The sequence below is a fragment of the Microbacterium radiodurans genome (assembly GCF_008710705.1).
GTDB lineage: Bacteria > Actinomycetota > Actinomycetes > Actinomycetales > Microbacteriaceae > Microbacterium > Microbacterium radiodurans.
Window position 1 is genome coordinate 75863 of record NZ_VYRZ01000001.1, and the last position, 24640, is coordinate 100502.

Consider the following 24640-nt stretch of genomic DNA (forward strand, 5'->3'; position numbering starts at 1 on the left):
TCGCGCGTCTCACGCCGTCGGACGGAGGCGGAATCGCGCAGAGCACAAGCCGACCACCATATGAGGGCAAGGGGGGCGGGAGCGCAAATACCTACTATATGCCTCGCGACGCGCCATGTCCAGCGCGATCCTTGACGACCCCCGGATGCTGCGGTATAGAAGCGCGCCGCCCGCGCGGACGCGGGCGGCGCGGGTGCCGGTCAGCCGGCGGAGATCAGGCCCACGACCAGGTGACGAGCACCGACTCGTACACGGCGGCGCGGTCGGCGTCGCTCACCTCCGGGCTGAACGAGAACGTGATGATGTAGGTCTGGTCGTCGTTGACGGCGTAGAACTGGTCGACGTTGTACGTCGTCCCCTGCTGCTCGAAGGTCGCGGAGATGTGCGCCGACTCGTCGCCGGCGACGCTCACCCGGTCCTTCACCGTGATGTCGGACGCGCCCTCGGTGCCCTCGAGCTCCTCGACGCCCAGCGTCTCGACCTGGTCGGGTGTGATCTCGCCGGAGGCGGGCGACAGCACGACGTTGACGTTGTCCGCGAAGCCGTCCTCGAGGTCGGTGAGGTCCGCGGCGAACGTGTCGGCCTGCGGCGGCACGTTCGCCGCGTCGGGCACGGCCCATCCCTCGGGGACGACGTAGGCGTAACCGGTGCCGGTGATGGTCTCACCGGCCGCCGGCTCGGCGGCCGGCGCGGACGCCGCCGGCGAGCTGGACTCGGCGCTGGCGGAGGGCGCGGCTGCGTCGCCCGAAGGAGCGGGGTCGGCGCTGTCGCCCTGACCGCCGCATCCGGCGAGGAGCAGCGAGGCCGAGAGCAGAAGGGCGGCGCCCGAGAGCGTCGAGGTGCGTGAAAGGGTTCCGGTGCGAGTCATGGCACTCACGGTAGGGGAATCGGCGTCCCGGCAGCGGGTCTTGACAGGGGAGCGCTCCCCCGTGACAGACGGCTCCCGCCGCCCCCGGGCGTCAGCGCGACCCGCGCAGTACGAATCGGACGCGCGACCCGGGGCGCGCCTGCCCGAGAAGCGCGAGGGACGGCGGCGGGACCACCCCCACGACGGGGTAGCCGCCCGTCACGGGACCGTCGACCCCGAAGACGACCGGGCGCCCTGAGGGCGGCACCTGCACCGACCCCGGCACCATCGCCTCGCTCGGCAGCTCCTCGGAGCGCGCACGCTCGAGTGTCGGTCCCTCGAGACGGATCCCGACGCGATCGGATGCCGGCGACACCGTCCACTCCGCCTCGGCGAGCGCCCCGAGTGCCGGCGCCGTGAACCAGTCGGCGCGGGGCCCGAGCAGCAGCGGCACCTCGAGAGGACCGCGCCGGTCGAGCTCGGATCCGTCGCGCGGGAACCCCCACGGGTGCAGCGGGAGTGCCGGCACCGGGCCGGCCGTCTCGCGGGCCGCCGGCATCCGATCGCCGCTGCGGAGCGGAGCGGGCCCGAGCCCCGAGAGGGTGTCGGCCGAACGCGACCCGACGGCCCGCGGGGCGTCGAACCCGCCGCGGATGCCGAGATAGGCCCGTGAGCCGCGCAGCGCCCAGCCGAGCGCGAGCTCGCTGCCGGCCGGCCAGGGGTGGACGACGTACGGATCGAGCGCCCGCCCCGCGATCGTGAGCGGCGTCCAGGCACCCGTCACCACGACCGTCAGATCGCACTCCGCGACCGCGCGGAACCCGCCCATCGTCACCTCGAGGGCCGCCGCGCCCGCGGCGTTGCCGAGCAGGCGGTTGCCGAGCGCCCATGCCTGCGGATCGGCGGCGCCGGCGCGGCCCACGCCCTCGGCGGCGCGGCCGGGACGACCGGCATCCTGCACCGTCGCCAAGAGCCCCGGCTCGACGACGCGGATGCCCTCGGCGACCGGCGCCGTGCGCCGGGCCGCCGCGGCGGCGTCGGACGTCGACGGTGCGGTGCCGGCCGCGGCGCGCGCTTCGGCGCGGACCGGCGTGAAGCGGACGGAGGTTCCGGGGGTCAGGAGCGCGGGCTCGGCGGCATCCGGGTCGAACAGCGTCGCGCGCGTCGCGCCGATCAGCTGCCACCCGCCGGGGGTCTCGCGGGGGTAGGCGCCCGCGTACGGACCGGCGAGACCGACCGCGCCCGCGGGGACCCGGGTGCGCGGTACCTCGCGGCGCGGCGCATCGAGGTCCCACCCCGCGCCGACGAGATAGCCGAAGCCGGGCGCGAACCCCGTGAACGCGACGGACCAGGCCGTGGCGGCGTGCCGCTCGACGAGCGCGTGCGGGCTCGTCCCGAGCAGGGCGGCCACCTCCGCGAGATCGGCGCCGTCGTAGACCGTGGGCAGAACGGCGGATGCCGCGCGCCGCGTGCTCGAGGCCGGTGCCGTCGTCGCGGGCTTCCGGAGCCAGGCGCGCAGCCGCGCCGGCGGCAGGACGGCGGGATCGGCGCGGACGAGCACCGTGCGCGCGGCGGGAACGATCTCGACGACACCCGGCGGCGGGTCGGCGCGCAGCCGGTCGTGCAGGGCCATCGCCTCGGCGAGGCCCGCGACCTCGACGAGCACGCCGTCGAGCCCCACCGGCAGCATCCGCATGGGACGCGCAGCCGTCACCACGGGGCCTGCACCGCGATGCCCGCGGCATCGAGCGCAGTCCGGACGGCGCGGGCCATCGCCACGGCGCCCGGCGAGTCGCCGTGGACGCACAGCGACACCGCGTCGCTGTGCACCTCCTCACCGGTCACGGCGGCGACGGTCCGGTCCGTGCACAGCCGGAGCGCCCGCTCGGCGACGGCGGCCGGATCCTCGAGCAGGGCGCCGTGCTCGCCGCGCGGCACCAGTCCCCCGTCGGCGCGATAGCCGCGGTCGAGGAACGCCTCGCGCCGGAACGGGAGCCCCGCTGCGGTCGACGCGGCCTCGATCTCACCGCCGAGCCCCAGGATCGGAACCGCGCGCCCGAGTCGCGCCGACAGATCGACGACCGCCGCGGCCACGGCCCGCGCGACCCGCCGGTCGTCGGTCGCGGCGTGATAGAGCGCTCCGTGCGGCTTGACGTAGCGGAGGTCGGCACCGGCGGCGACGAGGGCGGCGAGCTGGTCGCCGACCTGCTCGCGCAGCTCGTCGGCGGGCACGCTCAGCCGCGCGCGGCCGAACCCGGCGCGGTCGAGGAAGGAGGGGTGCGCCCCGACGGCGACCCCCGCCGCGGACGCCGCGGCGACGGCATCCCGCATCGACGTCGCGTCTCCCGCGTGACCGCCACAGGCGATCGAGGCGCTCGAGACCACGGCGAACATCGCCCGGTCGTCGGCGGTCGGGACGCCGTCGACGGTCTCGCCGAGGTCGGCGTTGAGGTCCATCCCCCCACGCTAGCCCGACCCGCGACCCGTTCTCAGGAGAGGCGGCGCCCATGCCGCAAACCAGCGCTGCGAGCGCCCGCTTCTCCTGAGAAACGCACCGCCGGAGCCCCCGCGCTGCGCCGGAACCCTGCCCGGCCCCGTCCGGCCCCCCGGTCAGTCCGCCGGCCGCCCGGTCACCCACCAGATCGGGTCCGATCTCAGGAAATGCCTCGCCCGATGCCGCATCCGACCGCGGCCGCTCGCCACCCCTCCTGAGAACCGCACGCGCTTGCACCGACCGCACGCGCTCGAAACGGCCCGGGCCGGGCCGGCCCGCGGACTGGCCGGACCGGACCCGATCGAAGGCGGAGACGACCGCGGCGTTACGGCGAGGTAACGGCTGCGCGTGCGGTCGTGCGCTGCGGCTCGCCGCGCGGCAGGATGGGCGAATGGCAGATTCCCCCACTCCTCTCCTCCAGGTGCGCGACATGGCCGTCGACTTCCGCACGATCGAGGGTCCGGTCCACGCCGTCGAGGGCGTCGACCTCGAGATCGCCGCGGGCGAGACGGTCGCGATCGTCGGCGAGTCCGGTTCGGGGAAGTCGACTACGGCGATGGCGGTGATCGGCCTCCTGCCCGGCAACGGCAGGGTGGTGCGCGGCAGCATCCGCCTCGACGGGCAGGAACTCGTCGGCGCCCCCGAGAGCACGCTGCGCCGCATCCGCGGCGGGGCGATCGGCCTCGTGCCGCAGGACCCGATGTCCAATCTCAACCCGGTGTCGAAGATCGGCACCCAGGTCGCCGAGACGCTGCTCGCGCACGGGCACGCGACCGCGAAGGACGTCGACCGCAAGGTCATCGAGACCCTCGCCGCCGCCGGGCTTCCCGACGCCGAGGCCCGCGCCAAGCAGTATCCGCACGAGTTCTCGGGCGGGATGCGGCAGCGCGCCCTCATCGCGATCGGACTCGCCTGCAACCCGCGACTGCTCATCGCCGACGAGCCCACGAGCGCGCTCGATGTCACGGTGCAGAAGACGATCCTCGATCAGCTCGGCCGGATGACCGGCGAGCTCGGCACCTCGGTGCTCCTCATCACCCACGACCTCGGGCTCGCCGCCGAACGCGCCGCGCGCGTCGTCGTCATGCACCGCGGCCGCATCGTCGAGCAGGGCCCCGCGCGGCAGATCCTCGAGGACCCGCAGCAGCCCTACACGCAGGCGCTCGTGAAGGCGGCGCCCTCGGTCGCGGCCGTGCGGCTGCGCCCCGAGGCGTACCGGAGCGTCGCGCCCGCAGCATCCGGCTTCGAGGCCCGGAACGACAGCGCCGCGGCCCGAGGGAACAGCGCCGCGGCCCGAGACAACATCGTCGAGATCGAGAACCTGACGAAGCTTTACAAGATCCGCGGCAGGAAGGACGACTTCGCCGCCGTGAGCGACGTCTCACTCGCCATCCCGCGTGGTGAGACCGTCGCGATCGTGGGCGAGTCGGGCTCGGGCAAGACGACCACGGCACGGATGCTGCTGAAGGTCGTCGAGCCGACGTCGGGGACGATCCGCTACGAGGGGCAGGACGTCACGGGGCTGAAGGGCGCCGCGCTGCGGGAGTTCCGGCAGAAGGTGCAGCCGATCTTCCAGGACCCCTACTCCTCGCTCAATCCGATGTTCACGATCGAGCGCATCGTCACGGAGCCGCTCGATTTCTACAAGCGCGGCTCGTCCAAGGATCGCGCGGCCCGCGTGCGCAAGCTGCTCGACGACGTGGCCCTGCCGCAGACGATGCTGCGCCGCTACCCCTCGGAGCTGTCGGGCGGCCAGCGACAGCGCGTCGCGATCGCCCGCGCGCTCGCCCTGAATCCCGAGCTCATCGTCTGCGACGAGCCGGTGTCGGCTCTCGACGTGCTCGTGCAGGACCAGATCCTGACCCTGCTGCGCGACCTGCAGGACGAGTACGGGCTCAGCTACCTGTTCATCTCGCACGACCTCGCCGTCGTCCGCCTCATCTCGGACTACGTCTGCGTCATGAAGGACGGCGCCCTGGTGGAGGCGGCATCCAGCGAGGAGATCTTCACGAACCCCCGCGATCCGTACACGCGGAACCTGCTCGCCGCCATCCCCGGCAACGAGCTCGACATCGCATCCTGAGGGGCGGGTCCGACGATACGTTCGTCGGATCGGTGGGGCTGGCGTGGCCTCCGAAGCCCGGTGAGGCGACACCAGCACCGCCGGTCCTGCAGCCGTATCGCCCACTGCCCGCGACGGCTCGCAACGGGGCGTGACGGTGGGTCAGCGAGCGCGGGTGCGGGGGTCCATCGCCTCGCGGAGGGACTCGCCGAGCAGCGTGAATCCGAGCGCGGTGATCATGATGCAGATGCCCGGGAAGAACGCGAGCCACGGCGCGATCGCCAGCTCGTTCTGCGCGTAGGTCAGCATCCGGCCCCACTCGGCCGTCGCCGCGCCGCCGCCGCCGAGGCCCAGGAACGACAGCGCAGCGGCGTCGATGACGGCCGTCGCGAGCGTCAGCGTGCCCTGGACGATGACGGGTCCGAGGCTGTTGGGCAGCACGTGGCTCATCGTGATCGTGCCGCGACCGAGACCGAGCGTCTGGGCCGACAGGATGTAGTCGGCGCTGCGCTGCTGCAGCATCGACGCCCGCAGCAGTCGCGCGAAGATCGGCACCTGCGAGGCTCCGATCGCGATCATGATCGCCAGCTGCGACTGCCCGAGGATGGCCGCGATCGACACCGCCAGCAGGAGGTTCGGCACCGAGAGCAGGATGTCGACGAAACGCATGACGACGGTGTCGACCCATCCGCCGAACATGCCGGCGAGAAGGCCCAGCAGCATGCCGCCGACGAGCCCGAACGCGGTCGAGATCACGCCGATCAGGAGCGACGCCCGCGCACCCCAGATGAGCTTCGACAGCACGTCGCCGCCGAAGCGGTCGAGTCCGAGCGGGAACCCGGGGATCTCGCCGGGTCCCGGGATGTTCGTCGGGGTGACCTCGCGTGCGCCCGGCAGCGCGGTCTCGGCGTAGGGGGCGAGCCACGGCGCGAGGATCGCGACGAGCAGGAAGAGCGCGACGATCGCCGCGCCGACCCAGGCGACGGGACTACGGCGCAGCCGGACGAAGACGTCGCGCCAGAAGCCGCCGCCGGTGCGGGCCTCGAGCACCTCGTGTTCGGCGGCCGCTGTCGCGGGTCCTCCGCCGGGGGCAGGGGGGAGTGCGTTGGTGCTCACGACACCCTCACTCTCGGGTCGATGAGGCTGTAGGACACGTCGACGATCAGATTGATGAGCGCGTAGATGATCGCGATGAAGATGATGAAGCCCTGCAGGACGGGGAAGTCTCGCCCCTCGATCGCGCGCGCGAGGAAGGAGCCGATGCCCGGGAAGGCGAAGACGGTCTCGGTCAGGATCGCCCCGGCCAGGAGGAGCCCGACCTGCAGGCCGACGGTGGTCGCGACCGGCAGCATGGCGTTCCGGAGGATGAAGCGGCCCCGCAGCGTCCGCCGCGCGATGCCCTTGGAGCGTCCGGTGCGCACGTAGTCGGAGTTCTGCACCTCGAGCACCGACGCGCGCGTGATGCGCACGATGATCGCGAGCGGGATGGTGCCGAGGGCGAGCGCGGGCAGGACGAGGTGGAGCACGGCATCCCACGCGGCGTCGAACTCGCCGGTGATCAGCCCGTCGAGGACGTAGAAGTTCGTGTAGTGCGTCGCGTCGATGCGCGGGTTCTGACGCCCGTCCGAGGGCAGCCAGCCGAGCTGGACGGCGAAGACGTACTTCAGCATGAAGGCCAGGAAGAAGACCGGGATCGTGACGCCGACGAGGCTCAGCACGACCGCGAGGTGATCGCTGATGCGGCCGTGGTGGCGCGCGGCGAGGTAGCCGAGCGGGATGCCGATGCCCACGGCGAAGATGAGCGCCGCCACCGACAGCTCGATCGTGGCGGGGAAGCGACGCAGGAACTCCTCGACGACCGGGCGACCGGTCTCGATCGAGGACCCGAAATCACCGGTGAGGAGTCGCCCCATGTAGGTGACGTACTGCTCGAGGAGCGGGCGATTGAATCCGTAGAGCTCGTTGATCCGCTCGATGGCGGCGGGGGTCGCCTTCTCGCCGAGGAGGGCGACGGCGGGTCCGCCGGGGAGGGCGCGGACCCAGAGGAAGAGGAGGATGCTCAGCCCCAGCAGGGTGGGGATGAGCAGCAGCAGCCGATGGCCGATGGTTCGCAGCAACGCCGAGTCTTTCGGTCGGGGGAAACGGGGCGGGCTCGCGCTGAGCGCGCAGCCCGCCCCGCGGACGGATCAGCGGCGGGGTGTCACTCGGTCAGGACGATGTCGGTGAAGACCTCGTCGTTGACCGGGCTGGCCGGGTAGCTCTGCACGCGTGGCGAGAACGCCAGCGTGGGAGCGGGGTGGGCCAGCGGGACGCCGGGGATGAACTCCGCGACCTGCTCGTTGATCTGCTCGTACAGCGCGGTCTGCTCGTCGAGGTTCGGGACCCCGCGCGCGGCGTTCAGCGCGGCGAACAGCTCCGGGTTGTCGAAGCCCCACTCGGCGGACTGCGCTCCGAAGAACACGCCGACGAAGTTGTCGGTGTCGTTGTAGTCGCCGGTCCAGCCGAGCAGGTGGATGCCGTGGTTCGGCGTTCCGGTGATCTTGTCGAGGTAGTCGGGGCTCCAGGCATCCGTCTCGGCGTTCAGCTGCACGCCGGCCTCGCTCAGCTGGGTCGAGATGACCGTGGCGATCTGCTCGGGGTCCGGCATGTAGGGGCGCGACACGTTGACCGGGTAGTTGAAGGTCAGCGTCAGCGGGTTCGCCTCGGTGTACCCGGCCTCGGCCAGCAGCGCCTTCGCCTGCTCGGGGTCGTACTCGTAGGTGGTGACGTCGGCGTTCCAGCCGTTGACGGTGTCGGGCATGAACTGCGTCGCCACCTCGGTGCCCTCGGGGAGGACCTGGGAGATGAGCGCCTCCTTGTCGATCGCGTGCGACAGCGCCTGACGGACGCGGACGTCCTGCAGCTCGGGCTGGGCCTGGTTGAACGCGAGGTAGAGGATCGTGAAGGGGGGCCGCGAGACCATCGTGAAGCCGGCGTCCTCGAGGGCGCCGGTGTCGGCGGGGCCGACGAGGTCGTATCCGTCGATCGAGCCGGCCTCGAGCGCCTGACGACGTGCCGTGGGCTCGGCGATCACGCGGAAGATGATCTTGTTCACCTGACCCGACTCGCCCCAGTAGTCGTCGTAGGCCGAGAGCGTCAGCTCCTCGCCCGGCGACCACTCGTCGAACTTGTACGGACCGGTGCCGGTCGGGTGTCCCGAGCCGTACTCCGACAGCGAGGGCGCCTCCTCGGTGCCGCCGATCTCGTCGGCACCGTACTCCTCGAGGGCCGTGGGGCTCTGCATCGCGAAGGCGGGCAGCGACAGCGCCGGGATGAAGCCGGCGAAGGGCTGCTTGAGCTGGATGGTCGCCTCGTAGTCGCTGTCGGCGGTGCACGAGTCGAACACGGCGGTGTCGGGCGTCTCGACGTATCCGCGGAAGAGCTTGCCGTAGTAGTACGACAGCGCCTCGCTCGCGGCGAGGCCGGTCCAGTTGTACCAGCGGTCGAAGTTCGCGCAGACGGCCTCGGCGTTGAAGGGGGTGCCGTCGTGGAAGGTCACGTCCTCCTTCAACTGGAACGTGTGGGTGAGTCCGTCGTCCGAGGACTCCCAGTCCTCGGCCAGCAGCGGCGCGGGGTCGGCCGTGCCGGGCTCGGTGCCCACGAGTCCCTCGAAGATCTGACGTGAGACGCGGAAGGTCTCGCCGTCCTGGGCGAAGGCGGGGTCGAGGCTGGCCGGGTCGGCGGATGCCGCGAACACGAACGTGCCGTCGACGTCGGCCGCAGCATCCGAGCCGCCGCCGCTGTCGCGCTGGCTCGTGCACGCCGAGAGCGCGAGGGCGCCGATGGCGACCGCCGCGACGCCCGCGAGCGCGCGCTTCCGAGATCTGGAGAGCATGGGTGTGGCCCTTTCTAGGCGATTCGGGGCAGGCCGGCGTCGGCACGCTCCGAGGTAATGGGTTCGAATTTATCCGGGAGTTCACAGCGAAGTCATTACATCTGTGTCTCGATCGTGTTTCGGCTGCGCGGATCGGCTCGTCGGGCCGGCGTTCGTCGGCACTAGCGTTGAGCCGTGGCACGAGCGCGCATCGACGAACCCGCCCCGCAGGTGCGCCTGTCCGACGGAACCCTCGCGCGTGTCGTGCCGAGCGGCTTCGCCTCGGGCTACGAGCTCGACGTCGACGGCACGCCGCAGTCGCACGTCGACCTCGACGACCCGACGCACCTGCACTTCGAGTACATCGCCCGGATGGCCGCGGTCATCGATCGACTCCGGATGCCGGGACAGCCGCTCACGGCCGTGCACCTGGGCGCGGGCGCCCTGACCCTGCCCCGCTACATCGCGCACACCCGTCCCGGCTCGCGGCAGCAGGTGATCGAGCTGGAGCAGCCGCTCGTCGACCTCGTGCGCGAGCACCTGCCGCTGCCGCGCGACGCGCAGGTGCGGGTGCGAATCGGCGACGCCCGCACCGTCGCCGAGAAGCTGCCGCCGGGGCTCGTCGGGTCGGTGGATCTCGTCGTCTCGGACGTGTTCGCCGGCGCCCAGACCCCGGCCCACCTCACGACCGTGGAGTACTACCGCGTGCTCGCCGGACTCCTCGCCCCCGACGGCGTGCTGCTCGTCAACGTCGCCGACGGCGCCGGCCTGGCCTTCGCACGACGCCAGGTCGCGACGGTGCGGGCCGTCCTGTCCGAGGTGCTGCTGCTCGCCGAGGTGCAGCTGCTGAAGGGACGCCGCTTCGGCAACATCGTCATCGCCGCCTCCGCGGCACCGCTGCCGGCGGAGTGGCTGCCGCGCCTCATGGCGGCGGGGCCCTTCCCCGCGAAGGTCGCGCAGGGCGCCGAGATCGACGAGTTCGCGCGCGGCGCGCGGGTGTCGACGGATGCCGACGCCACCCCGTCGCCGAAGCCGGCGGCATCCGTCTTCGAACGCTGACCGGCGCGGCGATGCCGCCAACGCGCCCGGTTCGGGTGAGACTGGGAAGCACCGTTACCGGACGCGGAAGGGGACGACGGTGGGCTACATCCTGGGGTACGACCCGGACACGCTGCGAGAGATCGTCGACCCCGAGCAGTGCTCCGATCGGCTCGACGAGATCGGTGAGCAGCGCAGCCTGCCGTCGCTGCTCGAGCGGGTGTGGCTGCTGAAGGTGCTGGGGCGACTCGACGAGGCGCTCGCCGTGGCCGAGCAGGCGGTCCGCGTCGCGCGGATGGGCGGAACCCGCAAGGACCTGCTGCGCGCGCGCGTGCTCCACGGCACGGTGCTGCAGAACCGGGGTGCGTACGCCGCCGCCATCCAGGAGATCACCACCTGCGCCGAGGAGGCCGAGGGTCAGGACTGGCCGCTGCTGGCGGCGTTCGCCTACCAGCACCGCGGCAAGGTGCACTACGACGCCGACGACTACGCCGCCGCGCGCACCGACTTCAAACGGGCGCTCTTCCTGCGGCAGGAGGGCGGTGCTCCCGAGGAGCAGCTCGAGTCGACTCTGCTCGCCGTGGACGCCGCCGAGCGGCGACGCTCGCGCGTGAGCGTCGCCGGCTGAGCGCCCCCGCCGACCGCGTGTCCCCACCCCGACGTAGCGTGACGACATGAGTGACCTCGACCGTGTGCGCCGGTGGGCCGACGCCCTGGTGACCGCTCACCTCGACGAGAGCTGGACGTTCGCGTTCGACAACGCCAAGCGCCGGGCCGGCCAGTGCGACTACACGAACCGGCGCATCAGCGTCTCGCGCTACCTCGCGGCGCGCTTCGACGACGACGAGAACCACCAGACGCTGCTCCACGAGGTCGCCCACGCGATCGCCGGTCCGGCGGCGGGGCACGGCCGGGAGTGGCTGCGGATCGCGCGCGAGCTCGGCTACGTCGGCGGCGTGACCCATCGCGGCGAGACCGCCGTCGAGCTCGCCCCGTGGGTCGGGCACTGCCCGGCCGGACACGTCGCGTACCGGCACCGCAAGCCGACGCGCTCGGCCTCGTGCCGCTCGTGCGCGTCGGCGTACGACGAGCGCTACCTCTTCCGCTGGGTCCGCCGCGAGATCTCCGCCGCCGACCGCCGCGCGGCGGCGACGCCCCGCTGACGCGTCGCCCGCCGCGCCGGCGACATCGCGGAGGCGCGCCGTGCGGAACTCGGTCGGATCGGGCAGAACGGGTCGGGTACCGGCCCGTAGGCGGGTGACGCCCGCCGGAACGACTGAGTTCTGAACGCGCGACGCCCCGGCGGGCGGCCGCCGATCACCGCGAGGCGCTCAGGCCGGCGGCGCGGCGGGCCGGCGGCGGAGGACGGGCACCGCCGTGTCGGCGTCGATCTCGGCCGCGGCGAGCGCCTCGTCGCGGCGCCCCGCGGCGGCGAGCTCCTGCCCGGTCGCGCTCGCGGTGAGCAGGTGCCGCACGGCACCGCGCAGGCCGCGGAACGACTCGCACGCTGCGGCCGCCTCGGGCGAGGTGTGGTCGATTCCGCGCGACGAGAGCGCATCGATCACGGCGCCCGCGCCGAGAAGGTCCTCGACCGCGAAGCGCAGCCCGGTGCGCTCCCCCGCACCCGCGCCGATCACCGCGATGCTCGTGCGCGCGCCGCGACGGCCCTGCTCGGCCAGCACCGCGTCGGCGACGGCCCCGGCGTTGCGGAGACCGCCGCGCAGCACGAGGGCATCCGACGCGGACGCGATCGCCGACGCCTCGTCGGTGGTCACCAGCACGTCGACGACGACCACGACGTCCGCGGCGGCGAGCCGTTCGAGGCCCGCGGCGCCCCATTCGAACCGCACCTGGTAGCGGCCCTGATCGAACGGTGCGGGTGAGCCCGCGGACGATACAGCAGAAGCGGACGCGGCGGCGGGCAGCATCCGATCAGCCTACGACGGGGCAGACTGGGCGCATGCGCATCCTCCAGAAGCTCGTGCTCGACTGCGACGCCGACGCCGCCTGGCGGGCGCTGCACTCCCCCCGCGCCCTCGCCGAGCTCTACGCCCCCGTGATGGGGCTCGAGCCGCTCGCGGCGGAGGGCATGCCGACCTCGCTCGAGCCGGGCGCCGATGTGCCCGTGCAGATGTCGGCGTTCGGGATGCCGGTGGGCCGCCAGCTCATCCACGTCTCCGACCGACGGGTCACCGAGCGGATCGCCGCGGCGGAGACCGGGAACGGCTCCGACGGCGGTGAGAGCACCGTCCGCATCCTGCGCGACAGCGGCATCCCGCTCACCGGCCCCCTCGCGATGCTCGACGTGTGGGACCACCAGATGGCGGTCTCCCCCGCCCCCGGCGACCCGACGCGCACCCTCTGGCGCGAGCGGCTCGTCATCGGCGGCGCAGCGGCCCCGGCGCTGTGGCCCGTCCTGTGGGCGACGTGGCAGTGGCGGTCGATGCGGCTCCGGCAGGTCGCGCCCACGTGGGCGCACGATCCCGCCGAGGACGCCCCGACCGCCTGAGCCGCGTCACTCGGCCAGGGCCTGCACCGGGGTGACGCGCGTCGCGAGACGCGTCGGGACGACGGCGGCGACGAGGGTCAGCGCGGCAGTCGCCACGACGACGCCGGCTACGGTGAGCCACGGGATGCCGGGGAGCACGAACGTCGGCGAGAGCCAGAGCGGCGGCATGGGCACCGACCCGAGCAGCGACTGCGCGGCGGCCCAGCCGTAGGCGACCCCGAGCAGGAGCCCGAACGTCACCGCCGTGACCGTGATGTGGGCGGCCTCGAGGACCACCATCCGGCGGATCTGCGCCGCCGTCAGGCCGAGCGCACGCAGGAGGCCGAGCTCCCGGGTGCGCTGCACGATCCCGATCGTGAGCAGGTTCACGAGTCCCACGGCGGCGATGACCGCCGAGATCCCGACGAGCGCCATCATGACCGCGGCGAAGGTGTCGAGCAGCTGCCCCAGCTCGGGAGGCAGCTCGCCGCCCGCGGATGCCGCGACGACGCCCTTCACCGACTCGGACGCGACGGCGAACATCGTCACGAGCGTCACCCCCATGACGACGCCGATGGCCATCCGGCTCGAGCGCTCGGGGTAACGGAGGGCGTTCTCGGACGCGAGGCGTGCCGGCGCGGACCGTCCGAACAGTCGTCCGGTCGCGCGCAGCAGCGGCGGCATCACAAGTCCGGCCCCGAGGCTGAGGCCGGTGAAGGAGAAGATGCCGCCGACGAAGGCGACGATGACGCCCGCCGGGGTCACGAAGCCCGCGACGATGCCGAGACCGAGGAACACCGCGCCGATCGCGAAGAGGAGGATCGAGGCGATCCGGCGCGAACGGCGGCCGGCGGTCTCGTCGGCCGTGCGCGGGGCGGACCCGCCGAGCGCCGCCAGCGGCGTCACGTCCAGGACGCGGCGCGAGCCGGCCCAGGCGGCGACCCACGTCGTGAGCGCCACGACGACGGCCGGAGCGAGCAGCACCGGCTGCAGGAGGTCGTGCTCGACCTCGATGCCCCACGCGAGCTCCGCGGCGAAGCGCAGCCCCGCGGCGACCGCGATGCCGCCGACCAGCCCGATCACCGCGCCGATCGCACCGACGACGAGCCCCTGCCGGGCGATCTCGGCGCGCTGCGCGCGCGCCGACGCGCCGATCAGGCGGAGGAGCGCGATCTGGCGGGTGCGTCCGGCGACGATCGTCGCGAAGGTGTTCGCGGTGACGATCGCCGCGACGTACACGGCGACCCCGACCAGCAGCACGCTGAGGATCGCGACGACGATCGCCACGGTGTCGCCGCTGCCGATGTACGGATCGGCCGTCAGCCACGCCCCGAGCAGTCCCGTCACCGCGACCAGCAGAACGCCGAAGCCGGCCGAGATCGCCGCGATGAGGATGGACGCGCCCATGCCGCGCTCGCGCAGCCAGGCGAGGCGTCCGGATGCGGCGGCGGACGGCATCCGCTTCGGACCGCCGGATGCGCGCCCGGCCGTGCCCGCGGTGGAGCCGGCAGCCGCGGCGGTCGCGGTCGCCGCCCCGGCGGCCGCCGTCGGTGCGACGCTCATGCCGCCACCTCCGCGGCGAGCATGTGCGCCGAGATCGCCTCGGCGCTCTGCCGCGGCTTGTCGGCGACGACCCGACCGTCGCCGAGGAAGACGACGCGGTCGGCGTGCGCGGCGGCGACGGGATCGTGCGTGACCATCGCGATCGACTGGCCGTGATCGCGGCTGGCGGCGGCCAGCAGCGCCAGCACCTCGCGGCCGGTGCGCGAGTCGAGATTGCCGGTGGGCTCGTCGGCGAAGACGAGGTCGGGCGCGGTCGCGAGGGCCCGGGCGATCGCGACGCGCTGCTGCTGTCCGCCCGAGAGCTGGTGCGGCCGGTGCGTCAGGCGCGCGCCGAGACCCAGGGAGTCGACGAGGCCGTCGATGCGCGAGCGCTCGAGGGCGGACGGTGTGCGGCCGTCGAGCTCGAACGGCAGCATGATGTTGCCCAGCACGTCGAGGGTCGGCACGAGGTTGAACGACTGGAAGACGAAGCCGACGCGGCGCCGGCGCAGCACGGTGAGCTCGAGGTCGGACAGCCCCGAGATCTCCGTGTCGCCGATCCAGACCCGGCCGGAGGTCGGCGCGTCGAGGCCGGCCATGATGTGCATGAGCGTCGATTTGCCCGAACCCGACGGGCCCATGATCGCGGTGAACTCGCCGCGGCGGACGCCGACCGTGACGCCGTCGAGGGCACGCACCCCCGATTCGCCTGCGCCGAAGGACTTGGTGAGGTTCTGGACCCGGGCGGCGAGGCCGAGGTCGGAGCTGGAGATCTGCATGTCTCCGACGCTACGAAGGCGCGGTGCGCCGCAGCATCCGCCGCCGGTCGCGGCCGCGTACATCGCTCGGATGATCCGCGAGAGCGCACCGGAGCCCCGAGACCGCAGCTGCCGACCGCTGTCTCGGGGCTCGACTGCGGTCTCGCGGCGCGAGGAGGGGTCAGGCCAGGCCGTGCTCGAACGCGAAGACGACCAGCTGCACGCGGTCGCGGAGCGAGAGCTTCGTGAGGATGCGGCTGATGTGGGTCTTCACGGTGGCTTCCGAGAGGAACTCCCGCTGCGCGATCTCGGCGTTCGAGAGACCGCGCGCGGCGAGCGCGAAGATCTCGCGCTCGCGATCGGTCAGCTCGCCGAACGTCGCGGGGACGGGCTTCGCGGCCGGTTCGGAGAAATGGGCGAACAGCTCGCGCGTCGCCGACGCCGCGATGACGGACGACCCGGCGTGGACGGTGCGGATGGCCGCGAGGAGGAACTCCGGGTCGGCGTCCTTCAGGAGGAACCCGCTCGCGCCCTGCCGGATCGCGCGGGCCGCGGCCTCGTCGAGGTCGAAGGTCGTGAGCATCACGATGCGCGGCGGCTCGCCGTCGAACACCGGGTCGGCGAGAAGCTGGGCGGTCGCGGTGAGACCGTCCATGACCGGCATCCGGATGTCCATGAGCACGACGTCGGGACGGGTGTCGCGGATGACGCCGATCGCCTCGGCGCCGTCGGACGCCTCACCGACCACCTCGAGGTCGGGCTGGGAGGCCACGACCATTCGGATGCCGGCGCGGAACAGCGCCTGGTCGTCGACGAGCACCACGCGCACCGGGGTCATCGGGCACCTCCGATCGGAAGGGTGGCGACGACGGTGAACCCGCCGTCGTCGGGACCGGCGGAGAGGGCTCCCCCGATGAGCTGAGCGCGTTCGCGCATGCCGATCAGGCCGTGACCGCCGGCGGGCACGGGTGTGCTCGCGGCGATCCCAGCGGACGGAGCCGGTTCGGCTCCCCCCGCGACCGGGTTGTGCACGCGCAGCGACACGCGGTCGGGCAGCCATGCGAGCCCGACCGCGACAGCACCGCCGGAGCCGTGACGCAGGGCGTTCGTGAGCGCCTCCTGCAGGATCCGGTAGACGGCGAGCTGAACCGCGGCGGGCGGTTCGCCGGGCGGGGCCGGATCGACGTCGACCCGCAGATCGACACCGGCCGCCCGCACCTGCGCGTAGAGCCCCTCGAGGTCGGCGACGGTCGGCTGCGGCCCCTCGGCCTGACTGTGGCGCAGCTGCGTCAGCAGCATCCGGACATCCGACAGGGCCGAGCGGGCCGTCGTCGAGATCGTCTGCAGGGCCCCGACCGCGGCCTCGGGGTCGGCGACGGCGGCGTAGCGCGCTCCGTCGGCCTGCGCGATCACGACCGCGAGCGAGTGGGCGACGACATCGTGCATGTCGCGCGCGATGCGGTTGCGCTCGAACTCCGCCGTCGCCCGCGCCTCGGCCTGCCGCTGGAGGGCCGCCGTCTCGCGGGCGCGCATGCCGGTTCGCACGAGCGCGCCGACGGTCCACGAGAGCAGAAGGCCGAGCACGGCCGCGATGAAGAGCACGCCGCCGTTGACGATGAGCCAGAGCAGCTCGCTGCCCGCCGCGGTCAGCGCGTACGACATGCTCGGCACCAGCAGGTACACGGTGATGGCGAGCGCTCCGACGATCGCCGACGAGAACCCGAGCCAGAAGATGCGCTGCGAGCCGTACGCCGCGCATCCGTAGAGCACCGCCAGGATCGCCAGGTTCACCGGCAGCGGCGGCAGCATCGCGAGCATCTGCAGGACCGCGGCCGCCCACGCCAGCGAGAGCGCCAGCGGAGGCGAGAGGCGACGGAGACCGAGCGCGACCGAGAAGAGCGCGGTGATCACGACCGCGACGACGGCGGCGGTCGTGGAGGAGGCGACGGCGGTTCCGCCCGTCACGGAGATCACCGTGACGAACAGCATCACCAGGCCGAACGCGCCCGCGACGACGACGTCGGTGATGAGCTGGGAGCGGCGGAGGTTGCGGAACACGCTTCGACGCTACGCGAGCGGGCGGGGTGCGGCATCCGTCGGCAGATGTACGTGGCGACACCGGTCGGACTACCGCCGAGCGAAGACCCGCAGCCCCTCCGGAACAGCGCGCATCCGGATCCGGAACTCGTCCGCGGGAGCCTCTTCGAGCTCGCCGTCGTGCACGTAGACGGCCGGGGCCTCGCCGGTGCGGACGGTCAGGTCGATGTCGTCCACGAGGATGCGCTCGAGATCGGATGCCGGCGGCATCAGCCGCAGCGCGCGGAGGACGGCGATCGTGCGGCGTCCGAACGCGAGGGAGGTGACCGCGCGCAGCCGGGTGCCGCGGGCGTGGTGCAGGCGTGCGTCGAGCGTGGGGTCGTCGAGGCCGGCGCGTTGCATCCGCGCGATCCGACGCGGATCGTCGACGCCCACGCCCACGAAGACCGACCACGCAACGGCTCGCCGCCCGCCGCGGACGACGGTGATGCGGTGCGCGTCGTGCAGCTCGCGCCAGGCGGCGACCGCGCCGCCCCACCACTTGCCGAGGCTCGTGCGCTTCTCGCGTTGGGCGAGCAGTTCGGGGTAGGCACCCACCGACGCGGCGTTCAGCACCGTGATCGGCTCGCCGTCGTCGATGCGGAGCTCGGCCACGGCGACCGCCCGCGACGTGCCGGCGGCGAAGGCGTCGAGGGCGTCCGTCACCGTCTCCAGCCCCGCGGCGCGCGCGAAGTGGTTGAACGTTCCGCCGGGGAGGACGAGGAGCGGCAGGCCGTGACCTCTCGCGAGGTGCGCGACGCGCGAGACCGAGCCGTCGCCGCCCAGGATGCCGAGGACGGCCGGCGGGTCGTCATCGCCCAGCGCCGCCGTCACGACCTCGTCGATGGACCGGTCGCCGAGCTCCGCGATCGCCGCGTCGGGCAGACGGCGGCGGATCTCGGGCATCGGATCCGCGCGGACGACCGACGTGCCCGACCTCGGGTTGTGCAGCAGGAGCAGACCGCGTCCCGTCGGACTCGCCGAGATGCCCGGGTCCGCTGCGCCGCGCTCGGGTGCGGGCTCGGGTGCGGGCTCTTCGGATGCGGCCATGCCCCGACGCTAGCCAGCCGCCGCGCGCCCGGCGAGAGCTTGACACCCCCGCCGCTCGCCCGGTCGCGATACGTTCGTCGGGCCGGTGGGGCTGGTGTCGACTCACCCGGCCTCCCAGGCGACTCCGGCCCCACCGGCCCGACGGCTGTATCCGCATCACGCCTTCCCGGCTCCGGTTCCGCCGCCCGGCCCGGGCCGATTATGCTGGCGCCACCTGACCACCGCTCCCGACGGGAGCCGTACCTCGCAGATCGGAGGTTCCCCATGTCCATCGCGCAGACGCACCCCACCCCCGGTGCCGCCCAGACGATCATCGGCGAGCCCGAGGTCGTCGAAGACGGCGCGCACCTCTCCGTGCACCCGGACGCGAGCCTGCCCCTGGCCCGGGACGTCGAGCACGACCCGGCATGGGCTTCACTGCGGGACGCGGCCACCGCGCTGCAGGGCCTGCAGGCGCCGGACGGCTCGGTGCCCGATCCCGGCGACCACGAGACGGCCCGCCGTCACGTCGCCGCGATCACGGCGGCGATCGGGCGCCTCGCACCGCGGTTCCCTCATGACGCCGACTATCTCGCGGCGTCGGTCCGGGACTTCGATCGGTGGACACAGGGGGCGTTCGGCGTGCCCGATTTCCTCGACTCCCTGCTGGCGTTCCAGCCGCAGCGGCAGCGGGTCGACGGCATCCGCCACCTCGCCGTCTTCCCGATGTACACGCAGAACGGCTCGCGCGATCGGCACGTCGAGGCGGTGCTCGTCGAGGCCATCTGGCCCGCCGAGATCGCCCGGCTCGAGACGATGTACGTCAACCGGCTCTTCGTGTCGCTCCGGCTGCTCGACTTCACGCCGGGGTACGACACCGACTCGGCCGTGCTGTTCCCCGAGACGGTTGCGATGCGCGAGATCCCGGCATTCACGTGGGGCGCGATCTTTCAGGATCGCGAGGCGGCGCGCTACCGGCGCGTCGTGCGGGCGGCCGCCGAGATCACGAAGCTCGAGCTGCCCGCCGAGGCGGCCGAGATGCTCGAGGACCAGGCGCTCACCGAGCGGGCGTTCGTCATGTGGGACCTCATCCACGACCGGACCCACATGCGCGGCGACCTGCCGTTCGACCCGTTCATGATCAAGCAGCGGATGCCGTTCTTCCTCTACTCGCTCGAAGAGCTGCGGTGCGACCTCACCGCGTTCCGCGAATGCGTCGAGCTCGAACGGCGACTGAGCGCGGCACCGGCGACGGACCTCGACGAGACGGATGCCGAGCTGCTGCGGTTGTCGCGGCTCGTGCAGTACGCGGTGATCTTCGACCGCATCTTCCGGTTCGCGATCACGGGAACGCGGGTGCGCAACTACGACGGGCTCGGCGGGCAGCTGCTGTTCGCGTGGCTGCACCGCCGCGGCGTGCTGCACTGGACCGACACGGCGCTGGCATTCGAATGGAGCGAGGTCCCGGATGCCGTCGTCGCCCTCGGCGACACGATCGACCGCCTCTACTGGGAGTCGATCGACCGTCCCAAGACCGCCCACTGGCTCGCGGCGTACGAGCTCGTGCGGTCGGTGCTCGAGCCGCATCCGGCATCGGTGTGGGCGCGCGGCCTGCCGGACGAGATCCTCGCCGGTCCGCCGAAGGGCTACACCGACGCCGTGCGGGACGATGAGTTCCCGCTGTCGATGTTCTACGAGGCGCTCGAGAAGAAGATGCGCGACATCATCGCCTCCACCCGCGGCATCCGCGGGTGAGCGGCGCGGCCCGCTGGTCCACCCTGCGCGTGGATTAGCGGGCCGCGGACTCGTGAGAAAGGATGAGGGGATGACCTCCCTGCACGACACCTCGGTGCGCGGCTTCGCGTCCGACAACTACTCCGGCATCCACCCGGAGGTCCTCGCCGCCATCACGGCCGCGAACGACGGACACCAGACCGCGTACGGCTCCGACGTGTACACCGCGCGCCTGCAGGAACTCGTCGCCGGGCACTTCGGCTCCGGCGCCGAGGCCTTCCCCGTCTTCAACGGCACCGGGGCGAACGTCACCGCCCTGCAGTCGATGCTGCCGCGCTGGGGCGCCGTGATCGCGGCATCCACCGCGCACATCAACGTCGACGAGGGCGGAGCGCCCGAGCGGGTCGGGGGGATCAAGATCCTCAACGTGCCGACCGACGACGGCAAGCTCACCACGGCGCTCATCGACCGCGAGGCCTGGGGCTGGGGCGACGAGCACCGCGCGCAGCCGCTCGTGGTGTCGATCACGCAGTCGACCGAGCTCGGCACGCTCTACACGCCCGACGAGCTGCGGACGATCGCCGACCACGTTCACGCCCGCGGGATGCGGCTGCACATGGACGGCGCCCGCATCGCCAACGCCGCAGCCGCCCTCGGCGTCCCGCTCTCGGCGATCACGCGCGACGTCGGCGTCGACGTGCTGAGCTTCGGCGGCACGAAGAACGGCGCCATGATCGGCGAGGCGATCATCGTGCTCGACCCCGCGGCATCCGAGGGTCTGACCTACCTCCGCAAGCTCAACATGCAGCTGTCGTCGAAGATGCGCTTCGTGTCGGCGCAGCTCGTCGCCCTGCTCGAGAACGACCTGTGGCGCCGCAACGCCGAGCACGCGAACGGCATGGCGCAGCGGCTGCGCGCGGCCGTCGAGGCCGGCATCGCCGACGGCTCGGTGCGGGGCGTGGAGTTCACCCAGCCCACCCAGGCCAACGGCGTGTTCGCCGTGCTGCCCGCGGGCGTCGCCGACCGGCTGCGCGAATCGTTCCGCTTCTACGATTGGGGCCCCGCCGACGGAGGCTCGGAGGATCGCGCCAGCGATGCTTCGAGTGGCGGTGGGGAGGATGAGAGTCGCCGAGAAGTGCGGTGGATGTGCTCGTTCGACACGTCCGCCTCCGATGTCGACGCCTTCGTCGCCGAGCTCGCGCGCCTGACCACGGCGGCCTGACCACGGCGGCCTGACGTCCGCCGCAGCCCGCGCTGGGCTCGCGGGCTGGCGGCGCGGGCTGGCAGCGGGGCTGCGGGTCAGGAGCCGGCGAGCCAGGCGCGGTAGGCGTCGAAGGAGTACGGGCGGCCGAGGAAGTCCGCGACGAGGTCGGCGGCGTCCCGGCTGCCACCCGGCTCGAGGACGCGCTCGCGGTAGCGCCGCGCGACGTCCACGTCCATGAGGTCGTCGCCGAAGGCCGAGAGCAGATCCCGGGCGATGACGAGGCTCCACTGGTACGTGTAGTAGCACGCGCCGTATCCGGTGAGGTGGCCGAACCCGGCGTAGGTGTGACCGTCCGGCAGCGGCTGCACCGGCGACGACGAGCGGTACCAGCCCTCGACCGCCGCGGCGAGATCGGCCGGTCGATCGACGTGCAGTCCGTACGAGACGTTCGCGTGTCCGAGCTGACGCGTGACCTCGAGCGCCCGGCCGAAGGCGTCGGCCACCCGCATGCGTTCGACGAGCTCGGCGGGGATCGGCTCGCCCGCCGCGTTGCGTGCGAAGGTCGCCAGCACACCGGCATCCCACGCCCACTCCTCGAGCAGCTGGCTGGGCGCCTCGACGAAGTCCCATTCGGTCTCGATGCCGCTGAAGTCCGCCCACACGGCGTCGGCCCCGCCGAGGATGCCGTGCACGAGGTGACCGAACTCGTGGAAGAACGTCACCACCTGGTCGTGCTCGAGCAGGCCCCGCGAGAAGTTGCACAGCAGCACGCCCTCGGGCAGCGACCGGCCGGCGATACCCGGTGCGAGTCCGAAGCACGCGGCGTGGTTGTACTTGCCCTCGCGAGGGTGCAGGTCGAGATGGATGCGGCCGAGCCGCCGCTCGCCGCGGAGGACGTCGTAGCTGCGGACGTCGGCGTGCCACGCGCCGGCGGCGACCGGGACGTACGAGAGGTCGAGCAGTCGGGCGGTGACGTCGAGCACCCCGCCCAGGACGTTCTCGAACGGGAAGTAGGCGCGGACCTCCTGCGCGTCGACGGCGAACTCCTCGCGCTTGAGCGCACCCAGCAGGTACCAGAGGTCGGCGATCGTGACGGCCGCGGCGTCGGGCTCGTCGCGCCGCAGCCGCGCGAGCAGACGGTCGTACTCGGCGGCGGCGGCCTCGCGGGTCGCGGCGTCGATGTCGTCCAGGAACGAACGGATGGCCGCGCTCGAGCCGATCATGCGGGTCTCGGTCTCGTAGTCGGCCCAGTCTCCGTAGCCGAGCAGGTCGGCCCGCTCGGCGCGCACCGCCAACAGCTCGGCGAGGACGGCGTCGTTGGCCGGCCACGCGAGATCGTTGTAGACCGACACGAGCGCCGCGCGGGTCGAGCGCCGCTCGGCGAACTCCCGCACGGGCATGAGGTCGGTGTACTCCGTGGTGAGGGTCACCAGGCCCTCGTCGTCGACCGGATGCGCGTCGATGAAGTCCTGCGGCAGCCCGGCGAGGGCGTCGGGGGCGACCTTCAGCTCGCGGCGGCCGTCGCGGATGTTGCGCGAGAACCGCAGCGACAGCTCCGTGTCGCGCTCGGCGAGGACGCGCAGGCGCTCGCGCGTCGGCTCGTCCCGGTCGACGCCGCCGCGGCGGAAGTCGCGCTGGATGCGCGCGAGCAGGCGGCGAGCGGCCGCATCCAGTCCGTCCGAGCCGAGTCCGTCGAACACCGCGAACAGCGCCGGATCCAGCGAGCGCTCCGACAGCAGCGCGTCGATCGCCTGCACCCGCGCCTCGGCGGCGTCGCGCACGGCGGCCTCGGGGTGCGATTCGCTCAGCAGCGACGCCTCGGATGCCGCCTCGGCGACCGCGATCGCGGCCTCGTTCCACAGCTGCAGTCGCGCCAGCGGTGAGAGCTCGCGCCCGGCGATCAGCTGCGCGTCGATCTCACGGACGCGGGCGATCCGCGCGTCCGGACGATCCGAGGCGAAGGCGAGCCAGCCGGTGACGTCGGCGGGGAAGGCGAGGGGCTGCGGAGCGGTCATGCACCGAGCCTACGGTCGGGTCGGCACGGACGTGGTGTTCTCGGCCGCGCCCGGGCCGGCGTCAGCGGAGGGCGCCGACCGACGCGAGCGCGAGCCGGATGAGGGTTCCGCGGCCGCCCTCCATCTCGGCGGCGAGCGCATCGGAGGCGGCTTCGGCGGGGTCGAGCCACGTCACCTCGAGCGCGTCCTGACGCGGCTCGCAGGTTCCGGTGACGGGGACGACGAACGCGAGCGACACGGCGTGCTGGCGGTCGTCGTGGAACGGGCTGACCCCCGGGATCGGGAAGTACTCGGCGACCGTGAACGGCGTCGGCGAGGTCGGCAGGAGCGGGAACGCCATGGGCCCGAGGTCGTTCTCGACGTGTCGGAACAGGGCGTCGCGGATCGTCTCGCCGTAGCGGACGCGTCCCGACACGATCGTCCGGGTCATCTCGCCGACCGGGGTCGCCCGCAGCAGGATGCCGACGTGCGTGACCGCGCCCGAGCCGTCGGTGCGCACCGGGATGGCCTCGACGTAGAGCATCGGCAGGCGGCGTCGCGCCTCGGTGAGCTCGACGTCGCTCAGCCATGCGGGATTCGCAGCGCCCCCGCTCGGCGTCTGGCGCAGCGGGTCGGCCGGCAGCGACGAATCGCCGCGCTCGTCGGGATCGGGGTCGGGGGTGCGGACGGCCATGCTCCATGTATACCAATCGAGTTCCCGGATGCCGCGCCCGACCGGCTGGCAGGATGGACGCATGTCCGAGACGCCGGTCATCGACTCCGCCGCGACCCGCTGGTCGGCGCCGCCCGCCGAACGCGCCGGCCGCCCCCTGCTCATCCTCCTCCACGGGTACGGCTCCGACGAGAACGACCTCTTCGCGCTCGGCCCCCATCTGCCCGCCGACTACGTGCTGGCGGCGGTCCGGGCTCCGCTCGCCCCGCCCTTCCCGACCCCCGGCTGGTCGTGGTGTCCGATCGAGGGACTGAACGGCCGCGACCCGCAGGCGGCGACCGCCGGCGCGCGTGCGCTCGTGGACTGGGTCGACGCGGAACGGGGGGATGCGGCATCCGTCGGTCTGCTGGGATTCTCGCAAGGCGGGCTCGTCGCTCTCGAGGCGCTCCGCCTGCGCCCGGAGGACTATGCCTTCGCCGTCAACCTCTCCGGCTACGCCAACCCGAGCACGCTCGACACCGACGCGGCGTTCGCCGCCCGCCGGCCGCCGGTGTTCTGGGGACGCGGCGCGTTCGACGACGTCATCCCGCCGGCGCTCGTCGAGCACACCGCCCAGTGGCTGCCGAGCCGGGTCGACTTGAGCGGCCGGCTCTATCCCGACCTCGGGCACGCCGTGTCGGCGCAGGAACTCGACGACGTCTCGACCTTCCTGGTCAAGCAGCTGCCCGCGGCGTAGACTCCCCGTGCCCCTGTCCCGAGTGTGAGGAAGACCGTTGATCGGTTTCGACGCGACCGCGCTGTGATCCCGCGCTGATCCGTCGACCCTCCCCACCGAGGCGTCCGACCCG

The 24640-nt window shown here is 72.9% G+C and carries 22 protein-coding genes; 8 read left to right on the forward strand and 14 right to left on the reverse strand.

All coding sequences use genetic code 11. The features are described 5' to 3' along the window. Nucleotides 1-214: 214 nt before the first annotated feature. The 3 genes from F6B42_RS00400 to pxpA form a co-directional block, all read right to left on the reverse strand. On the reverse strand, nucleotides 215-868 hold the full coding sequence (locus F6B42_RS00400) for an LpqN/LpqT family lipoprotein (RefSeq protein ID WP_150417628.1): 654 nt from the start codon (nucleotides 866-868) through the stop codon (nucleotides 215-217). A 91-nt stretch (nucleotides 869-959) separates the two neighbouring features. Further along, nucleotides 960-2561 (reverse strand): 5-oxoprolinase subunit B/C family protein, encoded by a 1602-nt coding sequence (locus tag F6B42_RS00405; RefSeq protein WP_223878262.1) that lies wholly within the window; start codon nucleotides 2559-2561, stop codon nucleotides 960-962. Then, nucleotides 2558-3304, reverse strand: coding sequence for a 5-oxoprolinase subunit PxpA (gene pxpA / locus F6B42_RS00410; RefSeq protein WP_150417629.1), 747 nt, complete (start codon nucleotides 3302-3304; stop codon nucleotides 2558-2560). The genes F6B42_RS00405 and pxpA overlap by 4 nt, the downstream gene beginning before the upstream one ends. Before the next feature lie 428 nt (nucleotides 3305-3732). Between pxpA and F6B42_RS00415 the strand changes: the two genes are divergently transcribed. Continuing rightward, nucleotides 3733-5424 carry an ABC transporter ATP-binding protein gene (locus tag F6B42_RS00415; protein ID WP_150417630.1) on the forward strand — a complete coding sequence of 564 codons (1692 nt, stop codon included), beginning with the start codon at nucleotides 3733-3735 and terminating at the stop codon, nucleotides 5422-5424. A gap of 141 nt (nucleotides 5425-5565) precedes the next feature. Here F6B42_RS00415 and F6B42_RS00420 read toward each other — a convergent pair whose 3' ends face one another. The 3 genes from F6B42_RS00420 to F6B42_RS00430 form a co-directional block, all read right to left on the reverse strand. After that, the gene (locus F6B42_RS00420; protein WP_150417631.1) at nucleotides 5566-6519 is read right to left on the reverse strand and encodes an ABC transporter permease; all 954 of its coding nucleotides are present in this window, start codon (nucleotides 6517-6519) and stop codon (nucleotides 5566-5568) included. Next, complete coding sequence (locus tag F6B42_RS00425; RefSeq protein ID WP_150417632.1) at nucleotides 6516-7520, reverse strand: ABC transporter permease; 1005 nt, start codon at nucleotides 7518-7520, stop codon at nucleotides 6516-6518. The genes F6B42_RS00420 and F6B42_RS00425 overlap by 4 nt, the downstream gene beginning before the upstream one ends. An 83-nt stretch (nucleotides 7521-7603) precedes the next feature. Further along, nucleotides 7604-9277, reverse strand: a complete 1674-nt coding sequence (locus tag F6B42_RS00430; RefSeq protein ID WP_150417633.1) for an ABC transporter substrate-binding protein — start codon at nucleotides 9275-9277, stop codon at nucleotides 7604-7606. A gap of 174 nt (nucleotides 9278-9451) precedes the next feature. Between F6B42_RS00430 and F6B42_RS00435 the strand changes: the two genes are divergently transcribed. The 3 genes from F6B42_RS00435 (at nucleotide 9452) to F6B42_RS00445 (ending at nucleotide 11457) form a co-directional block, all read left to right on the forward strand. Then, complete coding sequence (locus F6B42_RS00435; RefSeq protein ID WP_150417634.1) at nucleotides 9452-10315, forward strand: spermidine synthase; 864 nt, start codon at nucleotides 9452-9454, stop codon at nucleotides 10313-10315. A gap of 79 nt (nucleotides 10316-10394) precedes the next feature. Continuing rightward, nucleotides 10395-10922, forward strand: a complete 528-nt coding sequence (locus F6B42_RS00440; protein ID WP_150417635.1) for a hypothetical protein — start codon at nucleotides 10395-10397, stop codon at nucleotides 10920-10922. Nucleotides 10923-10968: 46 nt separating this feature from the next. Continuing rightward, the gene (locus tag F6B42_RS00445) at nucleotides 10969-11457 is read left to right on the forward strand and encodes a SprT-like domain-containing protein (protein WP_150417636.1); all 489 of its coding nucleotides are present in this window, start codon (nucleotides 10969-10971) and stop codon (nucleotides 11455-11457) included. Nucleotides 11458-11625: 168 nt separating this feature from the next. On the opposite strand, the gene F6B42_RS00450 is transcribed toward F6B42_RS00445, so the two are convergent. Continuing rightward, a complete protein-coding gene (locus F6B42_RS00450) occupies nucleotides 11626-12222 on the reverse strand; it encodes a 2-phosphosulfolactate phosphatase (RefSeq protein ID WP_150417637.1) in 597 nt (198 codons plus the stop codon). A 32-nt stretch (nucleotides 12223-12254) separates the two neighbouring features. Here F6B42_RS00450 and F6B42_RS00455 point away from each other — a divergent pair, with 32 nt between their 5' ends. Beyond that, a complete protein-coding gene (locus F6B42_RS00455) occupies nucleotides 12255-12803 on the forward strand; it encodes a hypothetical protein (RefSeq protein ID WP_150417638.1) in 549 nt (182 codons plus the stop codon). Nucleotides 12804-12809: 6 nt separating this feature from the next. On the opposite strand, the gene F6B42_RS00460 is transcribed toward F6B42_RS00455, so the two are convergent. From F6B42_RS00460 to F6B42_RS00480, 5 genes are all read right to left on the reverse strand, one after another. After that, entirely contained in the window at nucleotides 12810-14240 is a 1431-nt protein-coding gene (locus F6B42_RS00460) for an ABC transporter permease (RefSeq protein WP_223878363.1), read from the reverse strand. Nucleotides 14241-14341: 101 nt separating this feature from the next. Then, nucleotides 14342-15103 (reverse strand): ABC transporter ATP-binding protein, encoded by a 762-nt coding sequence (locus tag F6B42_RS00465; RefSeq protein WP_150417639.1) that lies wholly within the window; start codon nucleotides 15101-15103, stop codon nucleotides 14342-14344. A 160-nt stretch (nucleotides 15104-15263) separates the two neighbouring features. Further along, on the reverse strand, nucleotides 15264-15920 hold the full coding sequence (locus F6B42_RS00470) for a response regulator (protein WP_150417640.1): 657 nt from the start codon (nucleotides 15918-15920) through the stop codon (nucleotides 15264-15266). Further along, nucleotides 15917-17140, reverse strand: a complete 1224-nt coding sequence (locus F6B42_RS00475; RefSeq protein WP_223878263.1) for a sensor histidine kinase — start codon at nucleotides 17138-17140, stop codon at nucleotides 15917-15919. The genes F6B42_RS00470 and F6B42_RS00475 overlap by 4 nt, the downstream gene beginning before the upstream one ends. A 69-nt stretch (nucleotides 17141-17209) precedes the next feature. Next, the gene (locus F6B42_RS00480) at nucleotides 17210-18208 is read right to left on the reverse strand and encodes a diacylglycerol/lipid kinase family protein (protein ID WP_223878264.1); all 999 of its coding nucleotides are present in this window, start codon (nucleotides 18206-18208) and stop codon (nucleotides 17210-17212) included. Nucleotides 18209-18472: 264 nt separating this feature from the next. Here F6B42_RS00480 and F6B42_RS00485 point away from each other — a divergent pair, with 264 nt between their 5' ends. Together F6B42_RS00485 and F6B42_RS00490 are read left to right on the forward strand one after the other, a co-directional pair. After that, nucleotides 18473-19942 carry a DUF6421 family protein gene (locus F6B42_RS00485; protein ID WP_150417641.1) on the forward strand — a complete coding sequence of 490 codons (1470 nt, stop codon included), beginning with the start codon at nucleotides 18473-18475 and terminating at the stop codon, nucleotides 19940-19942. 70 nt (nucleotides 19943-20012) lie between these two features. Beyond that, nucleotides 20013-21143: a threonine aldolase family protein gene (locus tag F6B42_RS00490; RefSeq protein ID WP_150417642.1), complete on the forward strand. Its 1131-nt coding sequence runs from the start codon at nucleotides 20013-20015 to the stop codon at nucleotides 21141-21143. A gap of 77 nt (nucleotides 21144-21220) precedes the next feature. Here the strand turns inward: F6B42_RS00490 and F6B42_RS00495 are convergent, their stop codons facing one another. Both F6B42_RS00495 and F6B42_RS00500 read right to left on the reverse strand, forming a co-directional pair. Then, on the reverse strand, nucleotides 21221-23140 hold the full coding sequence (locus F6B42_RS00495; protein ID WP_150417643.1) for a M3 family metallopeptidase: 1920 nt from the start codon (nucleotides 23138-23140) through the stop codon (nucleotides 21221-21223). Nucleotides 23141-23201: 61 nt separating this feature from the next. Beyond that, nucleotides 23202-23813, reverse strand: coding sequence for an NUDIX hydrolase family protein (locus F6B42_RS00500; protein WP_150417644.1), 612 nt, complete (start codon nucleotides 23811-23813; stop codon nucleotides 23202-23204). A gap of 61 nt (nucleotides 23814-23874) precedes the next feature. Between F6B42_RS00500 and F6B42_RS00505 the strand changes: the two genes are divergently transcribed. Then, nucleotides 23875-24528 (forward strand): alpha/beta hydrolase, encoded by a 654-nt coding sequence (locus F6B42_RS00505; protein WP_150417645.1) that lies wholly within the window; start codon nucleotides 23875-23877, stop codon nucleotides 24526-24528. The last annotated feature ends 112 nt before the right edge of the window (nucleotides 24529-24640 follow it).

Bases quoted from the DNA above. Each gene is read 5' to 3' on its own strand.
- F6B42_RS00400 (WP_150417628.1), bottom strand. From the start codon at position 868: ATGACTCGCACCGGAACCCTTTCACGCACCTCGACGCTCTCGGGCGCC.
- pxpA (WP_150417629.1), bottom strand. From the start codon at position 3,304: ATGGACCTCAACGCCGACCTCGGCGAGACCGTCGACGGCGTCCCGACC.
- F6B42_RS00415 (WP_150417630.1), top strand. From the start codon at position 3,733: ATGGCAGATTCCCCCACTCCTCTCCTCCAGGTGCGCGACATGGCCGTC.
- F6B42_RS00430 (WP_150417633.1), bottom strand. From the start codon at position 9,277: ATGCTCTCCAGATCTCGGAAGCGCGCGCTCGCGGGCGTCGCGGCGGTC.
- F6B42_RS00445 (WP_150417636.1), top strand. From the start codon at position 10,969: ATGAGTGACCTCGACCGTGTGCGCCGGTGGGCCGACGCCCTGGTGACC.
- F6B42_RS00450 (WP_150417637.1), bottom strand. From the start codon at position 12,222: ATGCTGCCCGCCGCCGCGTCCGCTTCTGCTGTATCGTCCGCGGGCTCA.
- F6B42_RS00455 (WP_150417638.1), top strand. From the start codon at position 12,255: ATGCGCATCCTCCAGAAGCTCGTGCTCGACTGCGACGCCGACGCCGCC.
- F6B42_RS00460 (WP_223878363.1), bottom strand. From the start codon at position 14,240: ATGCCGTCCGCCGCCGCATCCGGACGCCTCGCCTGGCTGCGCGAGCGC.
- F6B42_RS00465 (WP_150417639.1), bottom strand. From the start codon at position 15,103: ATGCAGATCTCCAGCTCCGACCTCGGCCTCGCCGCCCGGGTCCAGAAC.
- F6B42_RS00470 (WP_150417640.1), bottom strand. From the start codon at position 15,920: ATGACCCCGGTGCGCGTGGTGCTCGTCGACGACCAGGCGCTGTTCCGC.
- F6B42_RS00480 (WP_223878264.1), bottom strand. From the start codon at position 18,208: ATGGCCGCATCCGAAGAGCCCGCACCCGAGCCCGCACCCGAGCGCGGC.
- F6B42_RS00485 (WP_150417641.1), top strand. From the start codon at position 18,473: ATGTCCATCGCGCAGACGCACCCCACCCCCGGTGCCGCCCAGACGATC.
- F6B42_RS00490 (WP_150417642.1), top strand. From the start codon at position 20,013: ATGACCTCCCTGCACGACACCTCGGTGCGCGGCTTCGCGTCCGACAAC.
- F6B42_RS00495 (WP_150417643.1), bottom strand. From the start codon at position 23,140: ATGACCGCTCCGCAGCCCCTCGCCTTCCCCGCCGACGTCACCGGCTGG.
- F6B42_RS00500 (WP_150417644.1), bottom strand. From the start codon at position 23,813: ATGGCCGTCCGCACCCCCGACCCCGATCCCGACGAGCGCGGCGATTCG.
- F6B42_RS00505 (WP_150417645.1), top strand. From the start codon at position 23,875: ATGTCCGAGACGCCGGTCATCGACTCCGCCGCGACCCGCTGGTCGGCG.